Source organism: Alteromonas infernus, from assembly GCF_902705815.1.
In genome coordinates this window covers 182034-201808 of record NZ_CACSIG010000017.1, presented here as the reverse complement: position 1 = coordinate 201808, position 19775 = coordinate 182034, and the positions used below count along the sequence as shown (strand labels likewise).

Genomic DNA, 19775 nt, shown 5'->3' with positions numbered 1-19775 from the left:
CGCTACTGCTGCCTTTGCGTAAACAAGGCCATCATTTCCATGTGATGGGTGAAGGGGAACATCTCTGCTACGCCCGCTTTTTCCATTTCATAACCCCCGTTTATCAACACTTTTGCGTCTCTAGAAAACGTACTTGGGTTGCAAGAAACATACACTATCGTTTTTGGTAGTGCTTTTACAAGCGCGTGACAAACCGTCAAGGCTCCCTCTCTTGACGGGTCGAGCAATACTTTATCAAAACCCTGCTGCAAAGACGCTTCGACGTTAGCCTTATTGGCCAAGTCTAAATGCAGCCACTCAACGTTTTCAATGCCCTGTTGCTGTGCATTATCTCTAGCACGGCGCACCATCTCTGCAACCCCTTCAATTGCCTGTACCAAGGCGCCCTTTTTCGCAATGGGCAAGGTAAAATTCCCTAAGCCGCTAAACCAATCAGCGATACGTTCATTAGGGCGCGGGTCTAGCCATACTAAAGCCTGATTGATCATTTTTTCGTTAACCACTTTATTAATTTGGATAAAGTCGTTAGCACTGGGGGAAATCGAGCAGCCGTCAACGGTATGCATAATTAAGCCCTGAGCTTCCCCTACACTGCGCAGGCGACCTTGCTTATTTTCAAGCACCACATCTAAACCATGAGCTTTAGCAAAAGCATCTACCGTTTCGATAAGCGCATCTTCTAGTGCCTTAGTGTGTTTAATAACTACTTGCGCCCTGTTGTCGCCAGCAATAAGGCTGATATGCCCAATATGGCGCGCGCTATCATACCCCTCTAGCGCATTACGCAACGGGCCTATAGCCGTTGATAGTGGGTTAACGAGTATAGGGCAGGTGTCAAGGTTAACTACTTTGTTGCTGTTGGCCTCTCTGAAACCCAATTTAATATTATCTGGGTTGCGGGCATCAATAGCTAACCGCGCTTTTCTGCGATATTGAGGGCGCGGTCCTACCAATGGAGCTTGCCAAACGCCACTACCTATAGAAAGCTGACGCTCCATCATAGTTTTAAGCGCGTTATCTCTGTACGCTAACGCAGCGTCGGCATCAATATGCTGCAACTGACAGCCACCGCAAGCTTCAAATACCGGGCAGAAGGGGGCTTGCCGCAATTCGCTTGGCCCTTGGATGCTAATTGTTTTAGCACTAACAACCTTCTTTTTGCTCGATACCACCTCTATGTCACAAGTTTCACCGGGTAGTGCACCTTCAACGAAATACATCGTAGCGCCGCGAGCCACGCCCTGTCCCATCCAATCTAATTCTTGGATGGTTATGGCATTATTATTGGCGTCTTGCGCGGTATTGTGTTCTTTTGATTGCTTGCTTTTTTTAAACCTAAGCCCGGCGACTTGCGCATTCGCCCTAGCACTTCCCTTCGTTTTTGTCTGAGTTTGGGATGGGGTTGTTTTATTTTTTTGCTTAGCGCGAGACTGTTTAAAAAGGTTTGCCAAGGGCGACTCCGGATACCTGTATTGACGTAACTGGGTGTAAATAGGGCCTGTTGACCGTTGATATTAGCCCACAGAGACTGAGGCTAAACCTACCTTGTAGGTAAAAGCGCCGCGTATCGAGAACGCTGCGCTTTTCTATACTGTCTCTAGTATAACGGTGGCCACCGCATAATGCTGCTCATCTGAAATACTCACCACACTTCGCGTAATCCCCCTGGCTTCACACATCGCTGCGAACTCGCCAGAAAAGTGTAGTTCTGGCGCGCCAAGGTTATTGTTGCGTACTTCAATATGCTGCCAGCTTATGCCGTTTCCTATGCCCGTCCCTAACGCTTTCACCGCCGCTTCCTTTGCTGCAAACCGTTTTGCTAAAAAACGTACCGGTCTTGCATGTTCGCAGAACTGTTGCCATTCAGCAGGTGTAAGCACCCGCTTTGCCAAACGTTCGTTGGCGGTATCGCCTTTTCCAAGACGCGAAATCTCAACAATGTCAGTACCGAGCCCTGCAATCGCCACGTTTTATCTTACCTTTATTAAATGCCCGCTCGCGCTTCAAGCATTAGCTTACGCATATCGGCAACGGCTTTGTGCAATCCGTCAAACGCCGCCCGTGCAATAATGGCGTGGCCAATGTTGAGTTCAATAAGCTGAGGAATAGCCGCTATCGGTTTCACGTTGTGATAGTGAAGCCCGTGTCCGGCGTTAACTTTCAGCCCAAGGCTATCGGCGTATTCGATACCTTCAACTAAACGCGCAAGTTCTTCTTGCTGCGCTTCTTCACTGGTGGCTTCTGCATACTGCCCGGTGTGAATTTCAATGTAAGGCGCATTACAGGCAGCGGCAGCGTCAATTTGCGCTTTGTCGGCATCGATAAACAGAGATACAAGAATATTTGCATTGGCAAGCCTATCACACGCCGCTTCAATATTATCGACGTTACCCGCGACATCAAGCCCACCTTCTGTGGTCAGTTCTTCGCGCTTTTCAGGCACTAAACAACAAAAGACCGGCTTCACTTCTTCAGCAATGGCTAGCATCTCATCAGTTACTGCCATTTCTAAATTCAAACGGGTATTGATAGTTTGCGCTAAAATGCGTACGTCGCGGTCTTTAATATGCCGGCGGTCTTCACGCAAATGAACAGTTATGCCGTCTGCACCAGCTCTTTCTGCAATATCTGCAGCATGCACTGGATCAGGGTAATGGGTACCGCGCGCATTGCGAAGCGTTGCGATATGGTCGATGTTAACGCCTAATAAAATCGTGCTCATTTCACCACCTAGCATGTAAGGGCATGGACAATTGTACCCTTCATATAAAAATTTCTATTAACAACGGGGTCACGTCGTTTCAACGTGCGGCAATTGTAGCAAAGTTTTTTTATCTAAGGTGTCGATTAAGCGCTTGTGTTACGAGAAAATAATCCGAAAAACGGTGACGATACGTTAGGGTTTCATTAGCGCGGTTTAGTCATAAATAGCTCTCGACTTTTTAACGGCTTGTCCCCAATCAGCGGCTTGAGTAAATCGCGACACAGTACCTTTGCGACCTTTTTGCTCAATGGTGTGAATTCCCCCTGAGATAGGCTAAGTAATGCTGTACCGGGAATTCCTCTAGCCCCTACTACGTCATCGGGAATCTGTATAAAACCAGCATCTAGCTGAAAGTGATAGCGACCGTTTTCTTCAATAGGCATTTCGTATTCAACATCACTGGTGAAATCAGGAAGCAACCCCATTTCATCAAGAAGAGCAAACTCTAGCTGCCGTAACGTCACTTCAATGTCAGCTTCATCTCGCAACGCCAAAAGCGCAGCTTCATAGGCGCTATATACTCCATCACTGGCTAGCCCCTGGGGCATTATTCTATTGGTCAACTCATTGACATACATTGCACAAAATAAAGCGGTGCCAGTGAGGGAAATTGACGGCGCTACACTTTCCACGTGACGTAAATTCTTTAAATCAGATTTACCACTTAGCTGCAGACGCAAATGCTGAAAGGGTTGAAGCAGGCTCTTTTTATCAGACTTGCTGTTTTTTACCCCCTTTGCGACGGCACTTATGCGGCCTTCTTCTAACGAGAAAAAATCAACAATATAGCTGGTCTCCCTGTAAGGGCGTCTATGCAATACATAGGCGTTTAACCATTCGTTATTCATTGTTGCTCTCTGTAATAGTAGGGGGTTATAACAAGGCCGTTTATGTTTAACCGGCGGGATCATTCGCTGTCAGCTTTAAAAGCAAAGCACAGGAAGGCTCAAGCCAGCGGTGGGCGCGCCGTGCTAACTGCGCTTAATACGTACTACCTTCATGGTTTCAAACTCTATGCCCGCCACATCTTCTACGTGCCGATAGTAAGTGACATTAACCCGCGCGCCTTTTAGACTCTGGTATTGCTGCTTACGCCGGTAAATAAACGGTACATCAATACCTTCCAACATAATGGTGTGGCGAACCCAATCACTGTCTTTCTCTTCCCGCTGCACGTGAGAGATCACTTTAGCATTGTCTGTCTGGTTAAGTTGTTTGTGTTTTTCAACCAGCTTTTCTCTTTCGCTCTTCACCGTCGAATTACCTATTTACCTTACTTTCTACCCACACTCATAATACGTGCAATCTTTTAACTTACCGGTTTTATTTGCGCACAACCCAGCCCATCGGCCCGCCAGTGTTGCGCCCGCATTAAAACTACAGGGCTTCTATTTGCTCAACAATAAGCTGAACCGTTTCTTGTCCTCTGAATACGTTAATATCAAGGCGATAAGCTATATGCACACGCTTAACCATGGCATTAGGCCACGCTTTCAAGTCCACATTAAACGCTATAGCATCGACTTCATTAGCCCCGTCGCCTTTTAACACCATCTTAAGGTGTTTTTGCCCAACTAAGCGCTGGTCAAGAAGCGAGAATTCACCGTCAAAAAGCGGTGACTCAAAACCTTGTCCGAACGGGCCCGCTTGGCGAAGCAAATGGGCGAAGGGTAAGCACAGTTCACTGGCGGATAAGTCACCATCAGAAAGCAGGGCATGGTTTCCATCTAATTTAGCTAAATGTTTACCGGCAATGTCGATAAACGCACGCTCAAAGTCACGCAGTTTAGCTACCGGCAGGCTAAGACCCGCCGCCATCGCATGGCCACCGAACTTCTCGATAACGCCAGGGTATCGTGTATTAACTTCATCGAGTACGTCTCGAATATGAACGCCGGGAATAGAGCGAGCAGAACCTTTAATAATAAGGTCATCTTGGTGCGCAAAGGCAATCACGGGCTTAAGGTATTTCTCTTTTAAACGCCCAGCGACAATACCAATAACACCTTGGTGAAAGTCTTCGCGATAGACCACCAGTGCGCTTGGCATATCGCCTTCATCAAGTACCATTTGTTCTAGGGCCATTTCTGCCTGCGCTTTCATTCCCGTTTCTATTTCTCGTCGCTCTTTGTTGAGTGCATCGAGTTCGGCGGCAATCATACGCGCTTGAATCGTGTCATCTTCTAATAAACACGCAATGCCTTGAGACATATCATCTAAGCGTCCAGCGGCATTAAGTCGTGGGCCTACCACAAAACCTAAATCTGTTGACGTTAAGTGGGCACAATCCCTATTTGCCACTTCCACCAGCGCTTTAATACCAGGCCTACACTGCCCTGCACGAATACGTTGAAGGCCTTGATGTACTAATATTCGGTTATTTTTATCCAACACGACAACATCGGCCACCGTACCTACAGCAACGATATCAAGCAGTGATGCCAAGTTAGGTGGAGCTATGCCAGCTTTTTCAAAATACCCTTGCTGCTGTAGCTTGGCTTTTAACGCAAGCATGATGTAAAAAGCAACGCCCACCCCTGCCAAATTTTTAGAAGGGAACTCGCACCCAGGTTGGTTAGGATTCACTATCGCATCAGCTGGCGGAAGCACTTCGCCTGGCAAGTGGTGATCGGTAACGACAACTTGTATTCCTAACCCTTTTGCATGGGTAACACCGTCAATGCACGATATGCCGTTATCCACGGTAACAATAATATCTGCGCCCTGCTTGGCAGCTTCATCAACAATAGGAACGCTGAGCCCGTACCCAAAGTCGAATCGGTTAGGCACAAGAAAATCTACGTTATCAAAGCCCATTGCCCGTAGCGCCAAAATACAAACCGACGTACTGGTTGCACCGTCGGCATCAAAATCGCCAACAATGATAATGCGTTTATTTTGTTCTATCGCTGTGGCAAGAATTAGTGCGGCCTCAGGCATTCCTTTTAGCGCGTTAAAGTGAGTAAGCCCTCTAAGCCCGTTTTCCAAATCATCGATATTCGCAATATTACGACCTCGGTAAATTCTATCAATAACGGGGTGTAAGTCGGAACTTAAGGATGCACCGCTTATCTCGCGGCGAACAATAGGCAAAATCATGAGATACCACTAAACCAAAATTGTAATTACAGCTAACGATGCACAGGATGAAGGTGCTGATACCCCCAAACAAGATTGCTTATTCAATAAGTCAAAGTTTCACTGTGCGAAAGCTGTGATGAAAATCTTTTAGGGAAGAACTGGAGAAATCATACCGCAGAAAAAGAAAAAACGCACAAGTGCGTTTTTTCTATAAACTTAAGGCGTGTATTAACGCGTTACTCTGTCGCTGCTAATGCCTTCGCTAACATTTTAGCAGGTTGATACCCTGGAATAAGTGAACCATCAGGTAACACAATATTTGGCGTGCCGTTCACCCCTAATTTTTGCCCCAGCATATATTGTTCAGCGACCTTGTTTTTACAACTTGCGCTTGCAACATCGCTTCCCGCTTTCGCTTTAGTCAGCGCTTTTTGAGGATCTTTAGCACACCATACCGATACCATATCGTCGTAATTCTGGCTGTTTAAACCAGAACGGGGAAAGGCAAGATAATGAACGGTAATGCCCGCATCGTTCAACTCATCAATTTCGTTATGAAATTTACGGCAATAACCGCAGGTAATATCGGTGAACACGCTAATTTCGTACTTCTCGTTTTCCGCTTTAAACGTAATTGACGACGACTTCATTTGTTTTACGCCGTCTTTACGCAATCCTGATAGGGCAAGCTCTGTTTCGTTACGCATTTCTTCATCAATGTTAAAAACCCGCGCTTGAAGCAAGTATTGCCCGTTTTCGCTCACATAAAATAACCCGCGGTTAGTAGAGACTTGTACCAAGCCTGAAACGGGTGAATCAGCAATCGTTTCCACGTCTAACCCTAACATTGAGGTTAGCTTGTCGCGAATGGCGGCTTCATCTGCAGCCTGTGTACTTATGCTCAACAAAGAACCTACGGCAAAGGCGCCGGCTAACAACATTTTCTGTACTGCTTTCACTTCAAATTACTCCATTGCGCCAATTTGGCTGCTACGCAGATGCTTCATCTTTTCGCCCAAGGCAACTAGCGCACCTGCTGATAATCTTCACTTTATAAACCTTTAGGCCGAAATTCATAAGCCCCGCAATAATAAGAGCGTACAAAGCGCAAAATAATTGCATTAAATTTAACTAACTATGCTTTTATTTTACTGAAAGCGCTTTGCGTTACTTTACGGCCATATTTGACTTACCTCAATCCTATCATACGCGCTGCAATTTTATATACGGCCATACCGAGCCTCATCGTACATAGGTGCCAACTTGTAGCATTAATGCCCCACTTTAGCCCCTTGGGTGATGACTGTGAATCAACGTTTGCAACCTTTCAGTGGCTACGTGCGTGTATATTTGGGTTGTCGATAGGTCGCTATGTCCCAACAACATTTGAACCACTCGCAAATCAGCCCCGTGATTGAGCAAATGCGTGGCGAAAGCATGTCTTAGGGTGTGAGGAGACAAGTGCTGCTCTATTCCCGCCTTTCCTGCATAATATTTAATGCGATGCCAAAAAGTTTGCCGTGTCATCTTTTGACCCCGCTTACTGAGGTACACAAAATCAGAGGTTTTAGTAGCGAGTATAGGTCGCGCTGTTTTGATATAGGTAAGCAGCCATTCTATAGCTTCCTCACCTAACGGAACTAAACGCTCTTTATTACCTTTGCCTACCACCCGTACCACACCTTGCTGAAGGCTTATCTGGTCCATCGTTAAACCGATAAGTTCACTGACTCGAAGTCCAGTAGCGTATAGCACTTCAAGCATGCTTCTATCTCTGCATTCAATGGGGTCGTCGGTTTGGGGGGCATTAAGTAAATCTTCTACCTGCTGTTCACTAAGTGAAGCAGGCAACGCTTTAGGCGTTTTCGGGTTCGACAAGGCAGAGACCGGGCTGTCCACTCTTATCTGCTTACTAATAAGGTAAACAAAGAAGGCGCGAATAGCACTTAGCGCGCGCTGAGTACTTCGGGTAGATAAGCCTTTATCATGACGATAAGCAAGGTAGTCTTGAAGCTGTTCAGTACTCAGCACTGCAATGTCTTTTATGCCTTGGTTGTTGCTGAAAACAGCAAGCTTACTAAGGTCAGTACGGTAGCTTTGTTGGGTGTGCTCTGACAAGCCCTTTTCCAGCCATAGCATTTCGATAAAGCCATCAATATGTGCCTGACTTGCTGGCGGCACATAGGTTAACTCACGCTTTGTTTTTGCCATTTAAAAGCCACGCTTTTGCTTAATCAACTCGTAAGCCGACTGAATGTCTTGGGCCTTCTTTTTCGCAATTTCCATGGCTTGCTCCGGTAAACCCTTAGACACTAACTTATCAGGGTGATGCTCGGCCATTCTTTTTCTGTATGCCCGTTTTATTGTTTTTTCATCATCAGATGAAGCAACACCCAATATGCGATAGGCATCGTCCAGGCTTTGCTGCTCCGAGTACGCCGACTGCTGACCTGCGCGGCCGTGTTGACGCTGACCCGCACCAGAATGAGTGCGTTGCCCTCCCCGCTGTCTAAAGCGGATTTCCGCTTCATACATCGAGATTAAGTAATCTAAATCACGGCGTCTAAATCCAAGTGGTTTCGCTACTTTTTCAAGTACGTTGTATTCTTCTTGAGAAAGTTGACCGTCAGCAAAAGCCGCTTGTATAAGGATTTCTAGAAATACCTGAAGGATATCTCTTCTGCCGTGGCTGGCATCGTAAAAGCCTTTTAACGTATCCACCAAAGGAAAGTCTCGTGCCTTGCCTTCTCTAAATGCATCTTGTGCTTCACGGCGGGCATCACCGGTCAGGCGCATCTCATCCATCAGCGCCGTTGCAATTTGAATTTCACGGTCGGTAACTTTGCCATCCGACTTTGCCAAATGCCCAAGTGCGCTAAATAAGCTATGAAAGAAAATGGCCTGCTGCTTGAGGTTATCTTGGTCGGTAAAAAAGCGCCCAAAGCCACCTAGCTGATTGAAATCTTGTCGATATGCTTTATCAAAAAAGTGCCCGACTAACAGCCCTAAAATGGCACCGGGTATTTTTAAAAACATGAAACCAAATAAGGCGCCGAGGATTTTTCCCCAAATTGACATCTCGTCATACTCCGTTAGTGCACGATATAAAAAGGTGATGTTTGAATTACCTATCCACGCCGCATTCAGCGCGCTAAGTAATCCATCATATCAAATACATAAGTGAATAAACTAGGGCTTAATGACCTGTGCTGCAAACCAAAAACTCGTTGTCAAAAGACCCGTTTAACCTTTGGTCTGCACCCTGTGAAATCAAGCGACACCGCAATATTTATTCAGCACTTGGATAAGTTGTACGTATAAAAGTGCATTTTTTTGCCTGAATGGTTGGTAATTATGCCAGAAGTGCTTAGAATTGGGCGCTTAAATAAATAGTAATAGCGAGTGATTCATCCCTACCTGCTAAAACATAAGTGGATAAAGGGCACTATCACTGGTTTTTTTAAACGTTATGTCGAACTAACCGAGACGCGTGCCGTCTTATTTGGGTTTATAAGCAACATACAACAAAACAGGCCACCCATTAACGCATGAAAAAGACCTGCGCCATGCTTGTTTCCGCGACTCTTTTGCCTACAGTCGCGTTTGCACAGGAAACGACAGCTTCAAATTCTAAATCAGACTCAGATGCAGTGCCTCTAGCATTTTGCTCAGTCGAGCCTGTTACCTTCAGCAGCCAAGCGTTAATGCCTAAAGGCCACGTGAAGGTTGAAGCCAACCGTACTGAGATTATCCAAGATACCGTAGCGCTGTTTTCCGGCAATGTAGATATTACCTCAGACACTGCGGTTATCAGCGCTTCTCAGGCGCAAGTCAACGGAAGCGGTCGCGACTTGATAGCGAAAGGCGACGTTACTTATCAAGATGCGCAGCTAAAAGTAGAAAGTGATGTGGTAACGCTGCGCTCTGAAGAAGAGCGTTTAGAAATGCAAAACACCCGTTACCAGTTAACGGGCTTTGTTGGTCAAGGTTCAGCAAAAGATATTGTGTTAGATACCGATACCGGCATAGTACTAAAAGAAGTAAGCTTCACAACATGCCCCGAAGGGGATGAAGACTGGCTTATTCGCGCGAGTGAAATAAGCCTAGAAAAAGGAACGGTGTGGGGACAAGCCAAGCACACCCGTTTCTACATTGCCGATGTGCCCGTTTTCTATCTGCCCTATTTTGCCTTTCCTGTCAGTAATGAACGTCAAACTGGCCTACTGTTTCCCGAGCTTACGAGTTCAAGTAGAACGGGCGTCGACTATACCCAGCCTTTTTATTGGAATATTGCGCCTAACTACGACATGACTATCTCGCCTCGCCTGATGAGTCTTCGCGGCCTTCAGCTAAATACTGAGTTTCGTTATTTAACAGCCCGTAGTCAGGGTAAAGCATACGTAGAATACTTGCCTAGCGACTCTGACATTACAGGTAACCCAGACCGCTACTTTTATCGTTTTGAGCATCAGGGCCTGATAGCCGATAACTGGCTCTTAAATGTAGATTTTAACGGTTTGAGCGATGACAACTACCTTGTCGATTTAGGCTCAGACTATTACAGTCGCGCTGATACACACCTTTACCGCAGTGTGGGCCTGAGTTATTACTCGACCAATCTATCGGTAAATATGCACATAAAAGATTTTGAAGTACTTGGCGACACCGCTGATAGCTATCGCGCCGTTCCTGAAATCAAAGTTAATTACACAAAGCCCTTGGGCGAATACTTTGAATTCAACCTCGACTCTGAAGTCGCCCATTTCGACAATACGCTAGACACGGCCCCCACCGCCACCCGTTTTCACGTAGCGCCAACACTTGCCATGCCGCTAAGAGCAGCATGGGGCCAATTTGTTGCCGAAACCACCTTATTTCAAACGGTCTACCAACAAGATAATGTGGAAGGAACGGACCTAAAAGAAGACGTAGAACGAACCCTTGGTCAGGCTCGCCTTTATGGTGCCCTGTACTTTGAACGAGATACCTCTTGGTTTAGTGACGACATGTCCATGACGTTAGAGCCGAAAGTTCAGTATCTATATACGTCATATGAAGACCAAACGGCGATCGGTTTTTACGATTCTACGCCCCTTTTAACCGACGTTGAGGGGCTGTTTCGAGGTCAGGAGTTTACTGGCCTTGATAGAATTAGCGACAACAACCAAATTACCCTTGGTGCAACCACGCGCATGTTAGATAAAAACAATCGGGAACAATTTGTTCTTAGCGTGGGTCAGATATTCTACCTTGAAGATAACGAAGTCGTTGCAGCGACCAAAAATCAAGATCGCTCCGCCCTAGCGGCTGAAGTAGACTGGCGCTTTAACAATAACTGGTTTTTCCATTCTGATGTGCAAGTGACCACTGACACAGACAAAGTTGACTTAAGCAGTGTGGGTATTGAATACCGCAAAGACGATTCGCGCTTTATTCAATTAAGTCATCGCTATGTTCGCGATCTCAGTGGCGAAACCATAGACCAAATTGGTATTTCTGCTAGCTGGCCTATTTCTGAAAATTGGCAGTGGGTAGGTCGTACTCATCGCGATCTAGAGCGCAACAGAAGTGTAGAGACTTACGCAGGCATTCAATACGAATCATGCTGTTGGGCCGTGCGACTAGTAGCGCAGCGCAGTTTGAACAACCGCTACAACGATAGCGGCCAACAAACGACGGACGACTTCGATTCCGGTATTTCGCTGCAATTTATCTTTAAAGGAATAGGTTCGTCGGGAACCCAAAGAAGCATGCTTCAAGACGGTATGTTTGGCTATCGTCAGCCTTATAGTTTAAATTAACCCGCAGTTAAGCGTTTATGAGCGCTTAAGTGCAATTAACCAATAATAAAAGAGTGTGTATGAAGTTCATTATCCGTGCATTGATGTTAGGTGCCCTACTCTCGTTTAACAGTATTGCGCAAGAAGTTGTGCTTGACCGCGTTGCTGTAATTGTCGACCAAGGCGTAGTGCTTGAAAGCGAAATTGATGCCCTTGTACAAGAAGTTAAACGCAACGCTGCAGCGAATGATCAACAGCTGCCCTCTGATCGTGCGCTTCGTACACAAGCAATCGAGCGTTTAATTACCAAAAGCCTGCAGCTACAAATGGCTGAACGCATGGGTATTCGTATTAGCGACCCTCAGTTAGAACAAACCATTGGCAACATCGCTTCTAACCAAAACGCCACCGTTGAGCAGCTTCGTGCCCAATTAGCCGCAGAAGGGATTGCTTACGATGATTACCGCGAAGATATTCGTGAAGAAATCATTATGGGTGAAGTGCGCCGCGCTAACGTGCGCCGCCGCGTTTATATTACGCCTCAGGAAATTGAAACCCTTGTTGACCTTATCGAGCAGCAGGGCGCGCAGCAAGCAGAATATCGCTTGGGCCATATCCTTATCGGTTTCCCACCTGAACCGACAGACGAAGACATTCAAGCAGCGCGTGAGCGTGCTGACAAAGTAATCGCGTTATTAGAATCAGGCTCTGATTTCGCAAAAATTGCCATTGCGTCATCATCAGGTAACGAGGCGCTAGAAGGCGGTGATATGGGATGGCTTAATATCAATGCCATGCCAACACTATTTGCCGAAGCTATCCAAAACAAAGATAAAGATGCGCTTGTGGGCCCTATTCGAAGCGGTGCTGGCTTTCATATTTTGAAAGTGCTCGATACGCGCGGTATTGAAAAAGTCACTGTTGAGGAAGTAAATTCACGCCATATCCTTGTTAAGCCATCAATTATTCTTAGCGAAGACAAAGCAAAAGCCATGTTAACGCGCTTCAAAGAAGAATTGAAAAACGGTGAAGCGGAATTTGCCGACCTAGCTAAAGAGCATTCAGAAGATCCAGGCTCAGCCCTTCGCGGTGGCGAATTAGGTTGGTCTGACCCAGGCAATTATGTACCTGAGTTTAAAGAAGCGTTATCGCAGCTTGAGCCTGGCGAGTATAGCGACCCTGTGCGCACAGTTCACGGCTGGCACTTAATACAGCTTATCGACCGCCGCATGGATGACGCCACAGATAAGCGAAAAGAAGACAAAGCGTACCAGCTAATCTTCAATAGAAAATTTTCAGAAGAAACCGAGAACTGGTTACGTGAAATGCGCGATGCCGCTTACGTAGAAGTTATCGATTCATAACAATAAGTTATTCATGAGTAAACCAATTAAAATTGCAATTACACCGGGAGAGCCGGCAGGTATCGGGCCAGATTTAATCATCAAACTGGCTCAAGAAGCATGGCAAGCTCAGCTTGTCGTGTTCGCCGACGGTGACATGCTCAAAGACCGAGCCGCCACGTTAGGCCTTCCTCTTACACTCATCGATTACGATGAAAATAACCCGCAGGTACAAGCTGCGGGTTCGTTGTTTATAAAGCAAATAGATAAATCAGTGAAAGTGACTGCGGGTGAGCTTGATAGTGAAAATGGCTTGTATGTAGTAGAAACGCTGCGCCAGGCTTGTCAGGCAAATATTAATGGCGACTTCGACGCCGTTGTTACCGGCCCGGTTCACAAAGGCATTATTAACAAAGCTGGCGTCTCGTTTAGCGGTCATACCGAGTTCTTTGCGTATCAATCTAATACCATTGACGTGGTGATGCTACTTTCCACTGAAGGGCTTAATGTAGCGCTTGCTACAACCCATATCCCTCTTGAATATGTAGCAAAAGCCATAACCCGCGAGCGACTTTACAAAGTTATCCATATTATCAATACCGACCTGAAACTGAAGTTTGGTATTAAAGAGCCTCATATTTATGTGTGTGGTTTGAACCCTCACGCCGGTGAAGACGGTCATATTGGTACTGAAGAAATCCATACCATTATTCCTGCGCTAAATGAATTGAGGGAAGAGGGGCTAAATATTACGGGTCCTCTACCTGCAGATACTATTTTTCAACCTAAATACCTTGAAAATGCCGACGTGGTGCTTGCTATGTATCACGATCAGGGCCTTCCCGTGCTAAAATACAAAGGTTTTGGGGCGTCAGTGAATATCACATTAGGGTTACCTTTTGTTCGTACTTCAGTTGATCACGGTACTGCATTAGATTTAGCCGGTACCGGAGAAGCCGACGCCGGTAGTTTCAGAAAAGCATTGGAAAAAGCCATTGAGCTTGCACATCATCAACAATGAGTAAAACACATTTAGGCCATACGGCCAGGAAGCGATTCGGTCAGAATTTCCTTCACGACGACTACGTGATAGGTAAAATTGTTGCGGCCATCGCCCCTAAAAACGAACAGAACTTGGTGGAAATAGGGCCGGGTTTAGGCGCGTTAACAGACCCCGTTTGCGAAGAAGTCGACGCATTAACGGTTATAGAACTAGATCGAGATCTTGCCAAACGTTTGCGCCATCATCCGTTTAATGGTGAAAAGCTGACTGTTATAGAGCAAGATGCAATGACCATGGACTTTGGTGCGCTGTCTAAAGAGATGCCGCTCAAAGATAAAAAGCTGCGTGTTTTTGGTAACTTGCCTTACAACATTTCAACGCCGTTAATGTTCCACCTTTTTGATCATGCTCATTGCATTGAAGATATGCATTTTATGCTGCAAAAAGAAGTGGTTAACCGCTTAGCAGCAGGTCCCGGTTCAAAGAACTACGGTAGACTTTCGGTAATGGCGCAGTACTACTGCCATGTGATCCCCGTATTGAATGTTCCACCCGGTGCGTTTAAGCCGCCGCCGAAGGTAGATTCAGCGGTAGTGAAGCTTGTCCCGCATCAGTCGCCACCGGTTGACGTTGTGTCTGTTAGTACGCTAGAGCGGGTTTGTGCACAGGCTTTTAATCAGCGCCGTAAAACCATTCGTAACTCACTTAAGGACAGCTTAAGCGAGGAAGAAATTCGTGAGCTAGGTATTGACCCTACCTGTCGCGCTGAAGTGCTATCTCTCAATGATTTTGCCACCATTGCCAACGCAGTGTCTGCAAAAGAGAGTCAACAAGAGCAATAGCCATCTATGGATGTACTTGATATAAAGGTGCGGGTGAAAACCCGCCACCTTCCAGACCACCTTCCTTCAGATTCAAAGCAGTTTGCTTTTGCCTATCACATCACTATTGAAAACAAGAGCAATCATACCGTTCAGCTGATCAACCGCTATTGGAAGATCACCGATGCCAACGGTAAAACCTCTGAAATAGAAGGTGCTGGGGTAGTAGGTAAACAACCTTTCTTAAAAGCCGGTGAACAGTTTGAATATACCAGTGGTGCGGTTATTGACACACCTGTGGGGAATATGGAAGGCTATTATGAGATGGAGCTAGAGAGCAAAGAACGCTTTCGAGTTCCTATCAATGTATTTCGATTAGCCATTCCAAGCATTCTTCATTAAGGTTTCTATGTCACAAGGTAACACCTACGTCATTGGCGATATTCAAGGCTGCTATGACGGTCTTCGACGCGCTTTAGATAAAGTACAATTTGATGAAGAAAACGATACGTTGCTTGCCGTGGGCGACCTTGTCGCTCGTGGTGAAGACTCTTTAAGCACCCTTCGTTTTCTAAAATCGCTTGGAGATAACTTTAATAGCGTTTTAGGTAATCATGATCTCCACCTACTCGCCGTAGTCAACGGCATTCGCAAGCCTAAGAAATCAGACAAGTTAGACGACTTATTAAGCGCGCCTGATTTGCCGGAAATGATTGACTGGCTTAGACAATTCCCCTTAGCCATGAAAATAGATAAGCGCTCTATTATGGTCCATGCTGGGCTTTATCCTAAATGGTCAATTGATAAGGCCGTGTCGTTAAGCGACGAAGTCAGCACCATTTTGAAGTCAGATAATTATGCTAATTTTCTAAGCAGCATGTATGGAAATAGCCCCGATAACTGGTCTGAAAAATGGACCGGCGAAGCGCGGCTGCGCTTTATTGTTAATGCCTGCACGCGAATGCGCTTTATTTACAGTGATGGAACGCTCGATTTCGACAATAAATCTCACCCTAGCGCAGTGTCGCACAGTACAAGTAGCACAATTATGCCGTGGTTCGAACGAAAGAATGAACAGCTACTTGCCAATCAGCGCGTTGTATTTGGCCACTGGGCGGCCCTTTCAGGCCAAACTAATAGCGCTCAGTTTATTGGCTTAGATACGGGCTACGTGTGGGGGCAAAGTATGACCATGCTTAACCTTAGCAGTGATACACTGGAAAACGTAAAAGCTTAAAGACAAAAAGGCAGGCTTTGCGAGCAAGTCTGCCTTCCTTGCCCACCTTATTTGAAGCGCAAACTGGTATTACTACCTATAATTACGCTACTATTTCTATACCAAGTTGCTAAATAAAATAAACATTAAATTATTGTAGCCGATACACTTACGTAAGTTAGTAACGATGATGTTTCATTACCTTCTCTCGTTGAGGGCAAAGTCTTGCGCTTAAGCGCTATATTTTGTTAACTGAGACGGGTAATATCGTTAGGGATAAAAATAAAAACACTCATCCAGGAGTTCCGATGAAAATAACGGTAGCCACACGCGTAATCGGGGGATTTGTCGCGATTAGCGCACTTCTAATCGTCATTAGTGTTGTTTCACTTTATAACCTCAACTCAATAGGCTCTGCTACAGAAGAAGTTAATGACGTTGCTCTACCTACGGTAGCGGGCAGCAACGCATTAAAAGCCAGCTTCCTCAACATGGGGCGGCTAACTTTTGAAAGCTATATCGAAGAAAACGTCAGTGAATTAAAGGACAAACGAGCGTCTTTTAACTCTGCTAAAGATACGTTTGAAAGCGAGTATAAAAAGTTAGCGCAGGCTGTTAACAACGAGCCAGAGTTAAAAAGCACACTCAACAGTGTGCGTGAGTCATACGAAACGTATATTAACAACGTTGAAGCTATGTATAAAAACCACCAAATGTATCTTGATTTACGTAACAGTATTGAAGATAGACTGGGTGATGCGGAAGATAACGCCGATGATGCTTCAACCTACCTTCTGGACTTTTCAGATTTAGATAGCGTTCAACAAGATTCAAACCTTAGACGTGCAGCTGAGATTGGCGGTCAACTTGAAACGTCACTGCTGTCTTTACTCACCGTATCTTACGAGTACATTAAAACCCAGACGCTAGTGCGTTCACAGACGCTAGGTAACGAAGTAGACCTTGTTGTTGAGAAAGTGGTTACGCAGTTAAGCGACATGATGCAAGCTGCTGGCGGTCGTAACGACTCAGGTACGCTGGATGATATTAATGACCTTGTAAACGACGCAATAAATGCAATAAAAGCAAACGATGGCGTAGTCCAACTCCACGTGGACCGCTTAGAGCGTAGAAATGATGCAGAGAAAGCGCTGAACGCATCTGATCAAAACATTACGCAAGGTGTGGTTGCACTTGAAAACTTGCTAACGTTGGCGGACAAAAAAGCGTCACACGTAGAAAGCCAAGTAAACAGTGCCATTGCAACGGGCAACACGTTTGTTATCGTTGTTGTGATCATTTCTATCGCGGTTGCTGCGTTCATAGGTTACGTGACAGTACGCGCTATTACACGCCCACTTTATCGCGTAAATGAGTTACTCACTGTTGCCTCATCGGGTGACCTAACTCATCGTCTTGATGATTCAGCACAAGACGAATTCGGTCTGTTAGCTCGAAACTGTAATGCTTTAATAGGCAGCCTTAAAGAGCTGATTACCGGCATCAATGTTCGCGCTGAGCAGTTAGCTGCGGCGTCAGAGCAAACGTCGGCAGTCACCGCGCAAACTACTCATTCAATTCAGGATCAGAAGTCTCAGATTGGCCAAGTAGCGACAGCAACAACAGAAATGCACTCTACGTCTCAGCTGGTCGTGCAGAATGCTGAAGATACGCTTAGCCAAATTCGCCATGCTGATGCTGAAGCCGAAAACGTGCGTCAAATTTCGTTAGAGAATAAGAACACCATCGAAATTCTGTCTCGCGACGTGCAAGAAGCGGCCGACGTTATTAACAAGCTGCATCAAGACAGCGCTAGTATTGGCGGTATTCTGGACGTTATCCGCGGTGTTGCCGATCAAACTAACTTGCTAGCCTTGAACGCAGCTATCGAAGCTGCCCGTGCCGGTGAACAAGGCCGAGGCTTTGCGGTAGTTGCTGATGAAGTAAGAACCCTTGCTAGCCGAACCCAAGAGTCGACACAAGAAATCAATGCCATGATTGAGGTGCTTCAAGCGGGCGCCGAAAAAGCGGTAGCGGTTATGGACCAAGGCAAAGACCAAACAGCGGCATGTGTTGAGCAAACAGAGAAAGCAACGCAGGCGTTAGATATTATTACAGACGCGGTTCACAAAGCGCATGATGTAAGCTCGCAAATTGAGCAGTCTGCCCGCGAACAGAACACGGTCTCGCAAGAAATCAGTGAAAAGCTTGAAACCATTGTGGGTATTGCAGAAGAAACCACAGCAGGTGCACAGCAAACGTCTGAATCTAGCCATGAAGTAGCGCGTCTGGCAGACGAACTTCAACAGTCTATCAGACAGTTTAAAGTGTAATAATTTACGCGTAATACAAACAAAAACGGCCGATATCATATCGGCCGTTTTTTTATCTTACACTTGCTTACTCAAACAATGCGCTGTGAAGCTTGCGAACCACGTCATCACTGTCTGTCTCGTTTACTAAGAACGACAAGTTATGCGGGTTTGCACCAAAGCAAATCATACGCAGGTTAAAATCTGATACCGCAGATAGAATCTTGCTTGAAACGCCAATAGCCGTTTGCATGTTGTTACCCACAACGGTTACTAAATCGTACCCTTTCTCTACCTTTACATCACAGATAGTTTCAAGTTCAGCAATGGTCTCTTTATTCAGGCGCTGGGCTACCGAGTTTGCTGGGTTATCTAGGGTAAACGATACCGAGATTTCTGACGTGGTTACCAAGTCAACGCTCAGTTTGTGTTTAGCGATAATCGCAAATACCTGCTGTAGAAAGCCCTGAGCGTACATCATCTTAGGTGTTTTAACCGTTACCATTACCTGCTCTTTACGGCGGGTGATAGCGCGATATGGTGGCTCGTGCTCACAATTGCGTACAATCCACGTACCGCCCTTTTCAGGCTCTTTGCTTGACCCTACGAACACTTTAATGTCTTTGCGAAGCGCTGGCTCCATGGTGGCAGGGTGAAGTACCTTTGCACCAAAGGTTGCCATTTCTGCCGCTTCTTCAAAGCTCAGTTCAGGCAGAGGGTGTGCTGCTGGTGTAATCCGCGGGTCGGTTGTGTATACCCCGGTTACGTCGGTCCAAATCTCGCACGCCTCGGCATCAAGGGCTTCAGCAAGTAGCGCTGCCGTAAAATCAGACCCACCACGACCAAGTGTTGTAGTACGACCTTCTTCATCTGCGCCAACAAAGCCTTGGGTTACCACAATGGCCTCTTTGATTTCAGGCGTGAGCAGTTGCTTCGCTAGTTTTTCAATTTCTTCGATTTGCGGCGCGCCTTCACCGAACTCGCTATCCGTACGAAGTACCTTGCGAACGTCGAAGTTCATGGTCTTCACGCCCTGCTCAGCAAGCACTGATGAGAACATAAGCGAGGACATACGCTCGCCCATAGAAAGCAGCTGATCTTTTAAGTCGTCCCTATGAAGAATTTCTTCGTGAAACGCTAAGCTTCGCATCTCTTCAAGTAAATCGTTGAGCTTAGGTTCAACGGCCGCTTTGTCGTCAAGCTTGTTAAGAATAGCGTGCTCGATGTCGACAATGGCTTGGCAGGTTTCTTCAATTTGCTGTTGCGTCATCGGCGTGTGCGCTAGACTCACCAGGTGGTTGGTTACCCCTGCTGAGGCACTCACTACCACAATGCGCGTTTTGTCATTACCGGCAACAATTCGGGCGCAGTTTTGCATTACTTCGTAATTCGCTACGCTAGTTCCACCGAACTTGGCTATCGATAAGGCATTTGTCACTATATTAAACTCCAGAA

At 46.1% G+C, this 19775-nt stretch carries 17 protein-coding genes; 7 read left to right on the top strand and 10 right to left on the bottom strand.

What is annotated here, in order from left to right; genetic code table 11:
* Positions 1-2: 2 nt before the first annotated feature.
* The 9 genes from rlmD to djlA all read right to left on the bottom strand — a co-directional run bounded on the left by rlmD (position 3) and on the right by djlA (position 8923).
* The gene (gene rlmD, locus ACX5J7_RS04675; RefSeq protein WP_020742922.1) at positions 3-1451 is read right to left on the bottom strand and encodes a 23S rRNA (uracil(1939)-C(5))-methyltransferase RlmD; all 1449 of its coding nucleotides are present in this window, start codon (positions 1449-1451) and stop codon (positions 3-5) included.
* A 135-nt stretch (positions 1452-1586) separates the two neighbouring features.
* Complete coding sequence (acpS, locus tag ACX5J7_RS04670; protein WP_012517309.1) at positions 1587-1967, bottom strand: holo-ACP synthase; 381 nt, start codon at positions 1965-1967, stop codon at positions 1587-1589.
* Positions 1968-1984: 17 nt separating this feature from the next.
* Complete coding sequence (gene pdxJ, locus ACX5J7_RS04665; RefSeq protein WP_498706274.1) at positions 1985-2722, bottom strand: pyridoxine 5'-phosphate synthase; 738 nt, start codon at positions 2720-2722, stop codon at positions 1985-1987.
* 185 nt (positions 2723-2907) lie between these two features.
* Positions 2908-3612, bottom strand: a complete 705-nt coding sequence (gene recO / locus ACX5J7_RS04660) for a DNA repair protein RecO (protein ID WP_012517307.1) — start codon at positions 3610-3612, stop codon at positions 2908-2910.
* A gap of 123 nt (positions 3613-3735) precedes the next feature.
* The gene (locus tag ACX5J7_RS04655; protein WP_012517306.1) at positions 3736-4017 is read right to left on the bottom strand and encodes a hypothetical protein; all 282 of its coding nucleotides are present in this window, start codon (positions 4015-4017) and stop codon (positions 3736-3738) included.
* Positions 4018-4141: 124 nt separating this feature from the next.
* Positions 4142-5863 (bottom strand): single-stranded-DNA-specific exonuclease RecJ, encoded by a 1722-nt coding sequence (gene recJ / locus ACX5J7_RS04650; protein WP_020742918.1) that lies wholly within the window; start codon positions 5861-5863, stop codon positions 4142-4144.
* A 218-nt stretch (positions 5864-6081) separates the two neighbouring features.
* A complete protein-coding gene (gene dsbC / locus ACX5J7_RS04645) occupies positions 6082-6804 on the bottom strand; it encodes a bifunctional protein-disulfide isomerase/oxidoreductase DsbC (RefSeq protein WP_012517304.1) in 723 nt (240 codons plus the stop codon).
* Between the two features lie 325 nt (positions 6805-7129).
* Positions 7130-8056, bottom strand: a complete 927-nt coding sequence (gene xerD, locus ACX5J7_RS04640) for a site-specific tyrosine recombinase XerD (RefSeq protein WP_020742917.1) — start codon at positions 8054-8056, stop codon at positions 7130-7132.
* Positions 8057-8923, bottom strand: coding sequence for a co-chaperone DjlA (gene djlA / locus ACX5J7_RS04635; protein ID WP_012517302.1), 867 nt, complete (start codon positions 8921-8923; stop codon positions 8057-8059).
* A gap of 470 nt (positions 8924-9393) precedes the next feature.
* On the opposite strand from djlA, the gene lptD reads away from it, so the two are divergent.
* The 7 genes from lptD (at position 9394) to ACX5J7_RS04600 (ending at position 18341) form a co-directional block, all read left to right on the top strand.
* Positions 9394-11646: an LPS assembly protein LptD gene (lptD, locus tag ACX5J7_RS04630; protein WP_498706271.1), complete on the top strand. Its 2253-nt coding sequence runs from the start codon at positions 9394-9396 to the stop codon at positions 11644-11646.
* 59 nt (positions 11647-11705) lie between these two features.
* Entirely contained in the window at positions 11706-12989 is a 1284-nt protein-coding gene (gene surA / locus ACX5J7_RS04625; protein WP_015066249.1) for a peptidylprolyl isomerase SurA, read from the top strand.
* A 13-nt stretch (positions 12990-13002) separates the two neighbouring features.
* On the top strand, positions 13003-13989 hold the full coding sequence (gene pdxA, locus ACX5J7_RS04620; RefSeq protein WP_012517299.1) for a 4-hydroxythreonine-4-phosphate dehydrogenase PdxA: 987 nt from the start codon (positions 13003-13005) through the stop codon (positions 13987-13989).
* Complete coding sequence (gene rsmA, locus ACX5J7_RS04615; RefSeq protein ID WP_012517298.1) at positions 13986-14813, top strand: 16S rRNA (adenine(1518)-N(6)/adenine(1519)-N(6))-dimethyltransferase RsmA; 828 nt, start codon at positions 13986-13988, stop codon at positions 14811-14813. The genes pdxA and rsmA overlap by 4 nt, the downstream gene beginning before the upstream one ends.
* 6 nt (positions 14814-14819) lie before the next feature.
* Positions 14820-15194: a Co2+/Mg2+ efflux facilitator ApaG/CorD gene (gene apaG / locus ACX5J7_RS04610; RefSeq protein WP_015066248.1), complete on the top strand. Its 375-nt coding sequence runs from the start codon at positions 14820-14822 to the stop codon at positions 15192-15194.
* Positions 15195-15201: 7 nt separating this feature from the next.
* On the top strand, positions 15202-16029 hold the full coding sequence (locus tag ACX5J7_RS04605; RefSeq protein ID WP_012517296.1) for a symmetrical bis(5'-nucleosyl)-tetraphosphatase: 828 nt from the start codon (positions 15202-15204) through the stop codon (positions 16027-16029).
* A gap of 287 nt (positions 16030-16316) precedes the next feature.
* On the top strand, positions 16317-18341 hold the full coding sequence (locus ACX5J7_RS04600) for a HAMP domain-containing methyl-accepting chemotaxis protein (RefSeq protein ID WP_498706266.1): 2025 nt from the start codon (positions 16317-16319) through the stop codon (positions 18339-18341).
* A gap of 67 nt (positions 18342-18408) precedes the next feature.
* Here ACX5J7_RS04600 and lysC read toward each other — a convergent pair whose 3' ends face one another.
* The gene (lysC, locus tag ACX5J7_RS04595) at positions 18409-19758 is read right to left on the bottom strand and encodes a lysine-sensitive aspartokinase 3 (protein ID WP_024015731.1); all 1350 of its coding nucleotides are present in this window, start codon (positions 19756-19758) and stop codon (positions 18409-18411) included.
* Positions 19759-19775 lie beyond the last annotated feature (17 nt).

Bases quoted from the DNA above. Each gene is read 5' to 3' on its own strand.
- pdxJ (WP_498706274.1), bottom strand. From the start codon at position 2,722: ATGAGCACGATTTTATTAGGCGTTAACATCGACCATATCGCAACGCTT.
- recO (WP_012517307.1), bottom strand. From the start codon at position 3,612: ATGAATAACGAATGGTTAAACGCCTATGTATTGCATAGACGCCCTTAC.
- recJ (WP_020742918.1), bottom strand. From the start codon at position 5,863: ATGATTTTGCCTATTGTTCGCCGCGAGATAAGCGGTGCATCCTTAAGT.
- xerD (WP_020742917.1), bottom strand. From the start codon at position 8,056: ATGGCAAAAACAAAGCGTGAGTTAACCTATGTGCCGCCAGCAAGTCAG.
- djlA (WP_012517302.1), bottom strand. From the start codon at position 8,923: ATGTCAATTTGGGGAAAAATCCTCGGCGCCTTATTTGGTTTCATGTTT.
- lptD (WP_498706271.1), top strand. From the start codon at position 9,394: ATGAAAAAGACCTGCGCCATGCTTGTTTCCGCGACTCTTTTGCCTACA.
- surA (WP_015066249.1), top strand. From the start codon at position 11,706: ATGAAGTTCATTATCCGTGCATTGATGTTAGGTGCCCTACTCTCGTTT.
- pdxA (WP_012517299.1), top strand. From the start codon at position 13,003: ATGAGTAAACCAATTAAAATTGCAATTACACCGGGAGAGCCGGCAGGT.
- rsmA (WP_012517298.1), top strand. From the start codon at position 13,986: ATGAGTAAAACACATTTAGGCCATACGGCCAGGAAGCGATTCGGTCAG.
- apaG (WP_015066248.1), top strand. From the start codon at position 14,820: ATGGATGTACTTGATATAAAGGTGCGGGTGAAAACCCGCCACCTTCCA.
- ACX5J7_RS04605 (WP_012517296.1), top strand. From the start codon at position 15,202: ATGTCACAAGGTAACACCTACGTCATTGGCGATATTCAAGGCTGCTAT.
- ACX5J7_RS04600 (WP_498706266.1), top strand. From the start codon at position 16,317: ATGAAAATAACGGTAGCCACACGCGTAATCGGGGGATTTGTCGCGATT.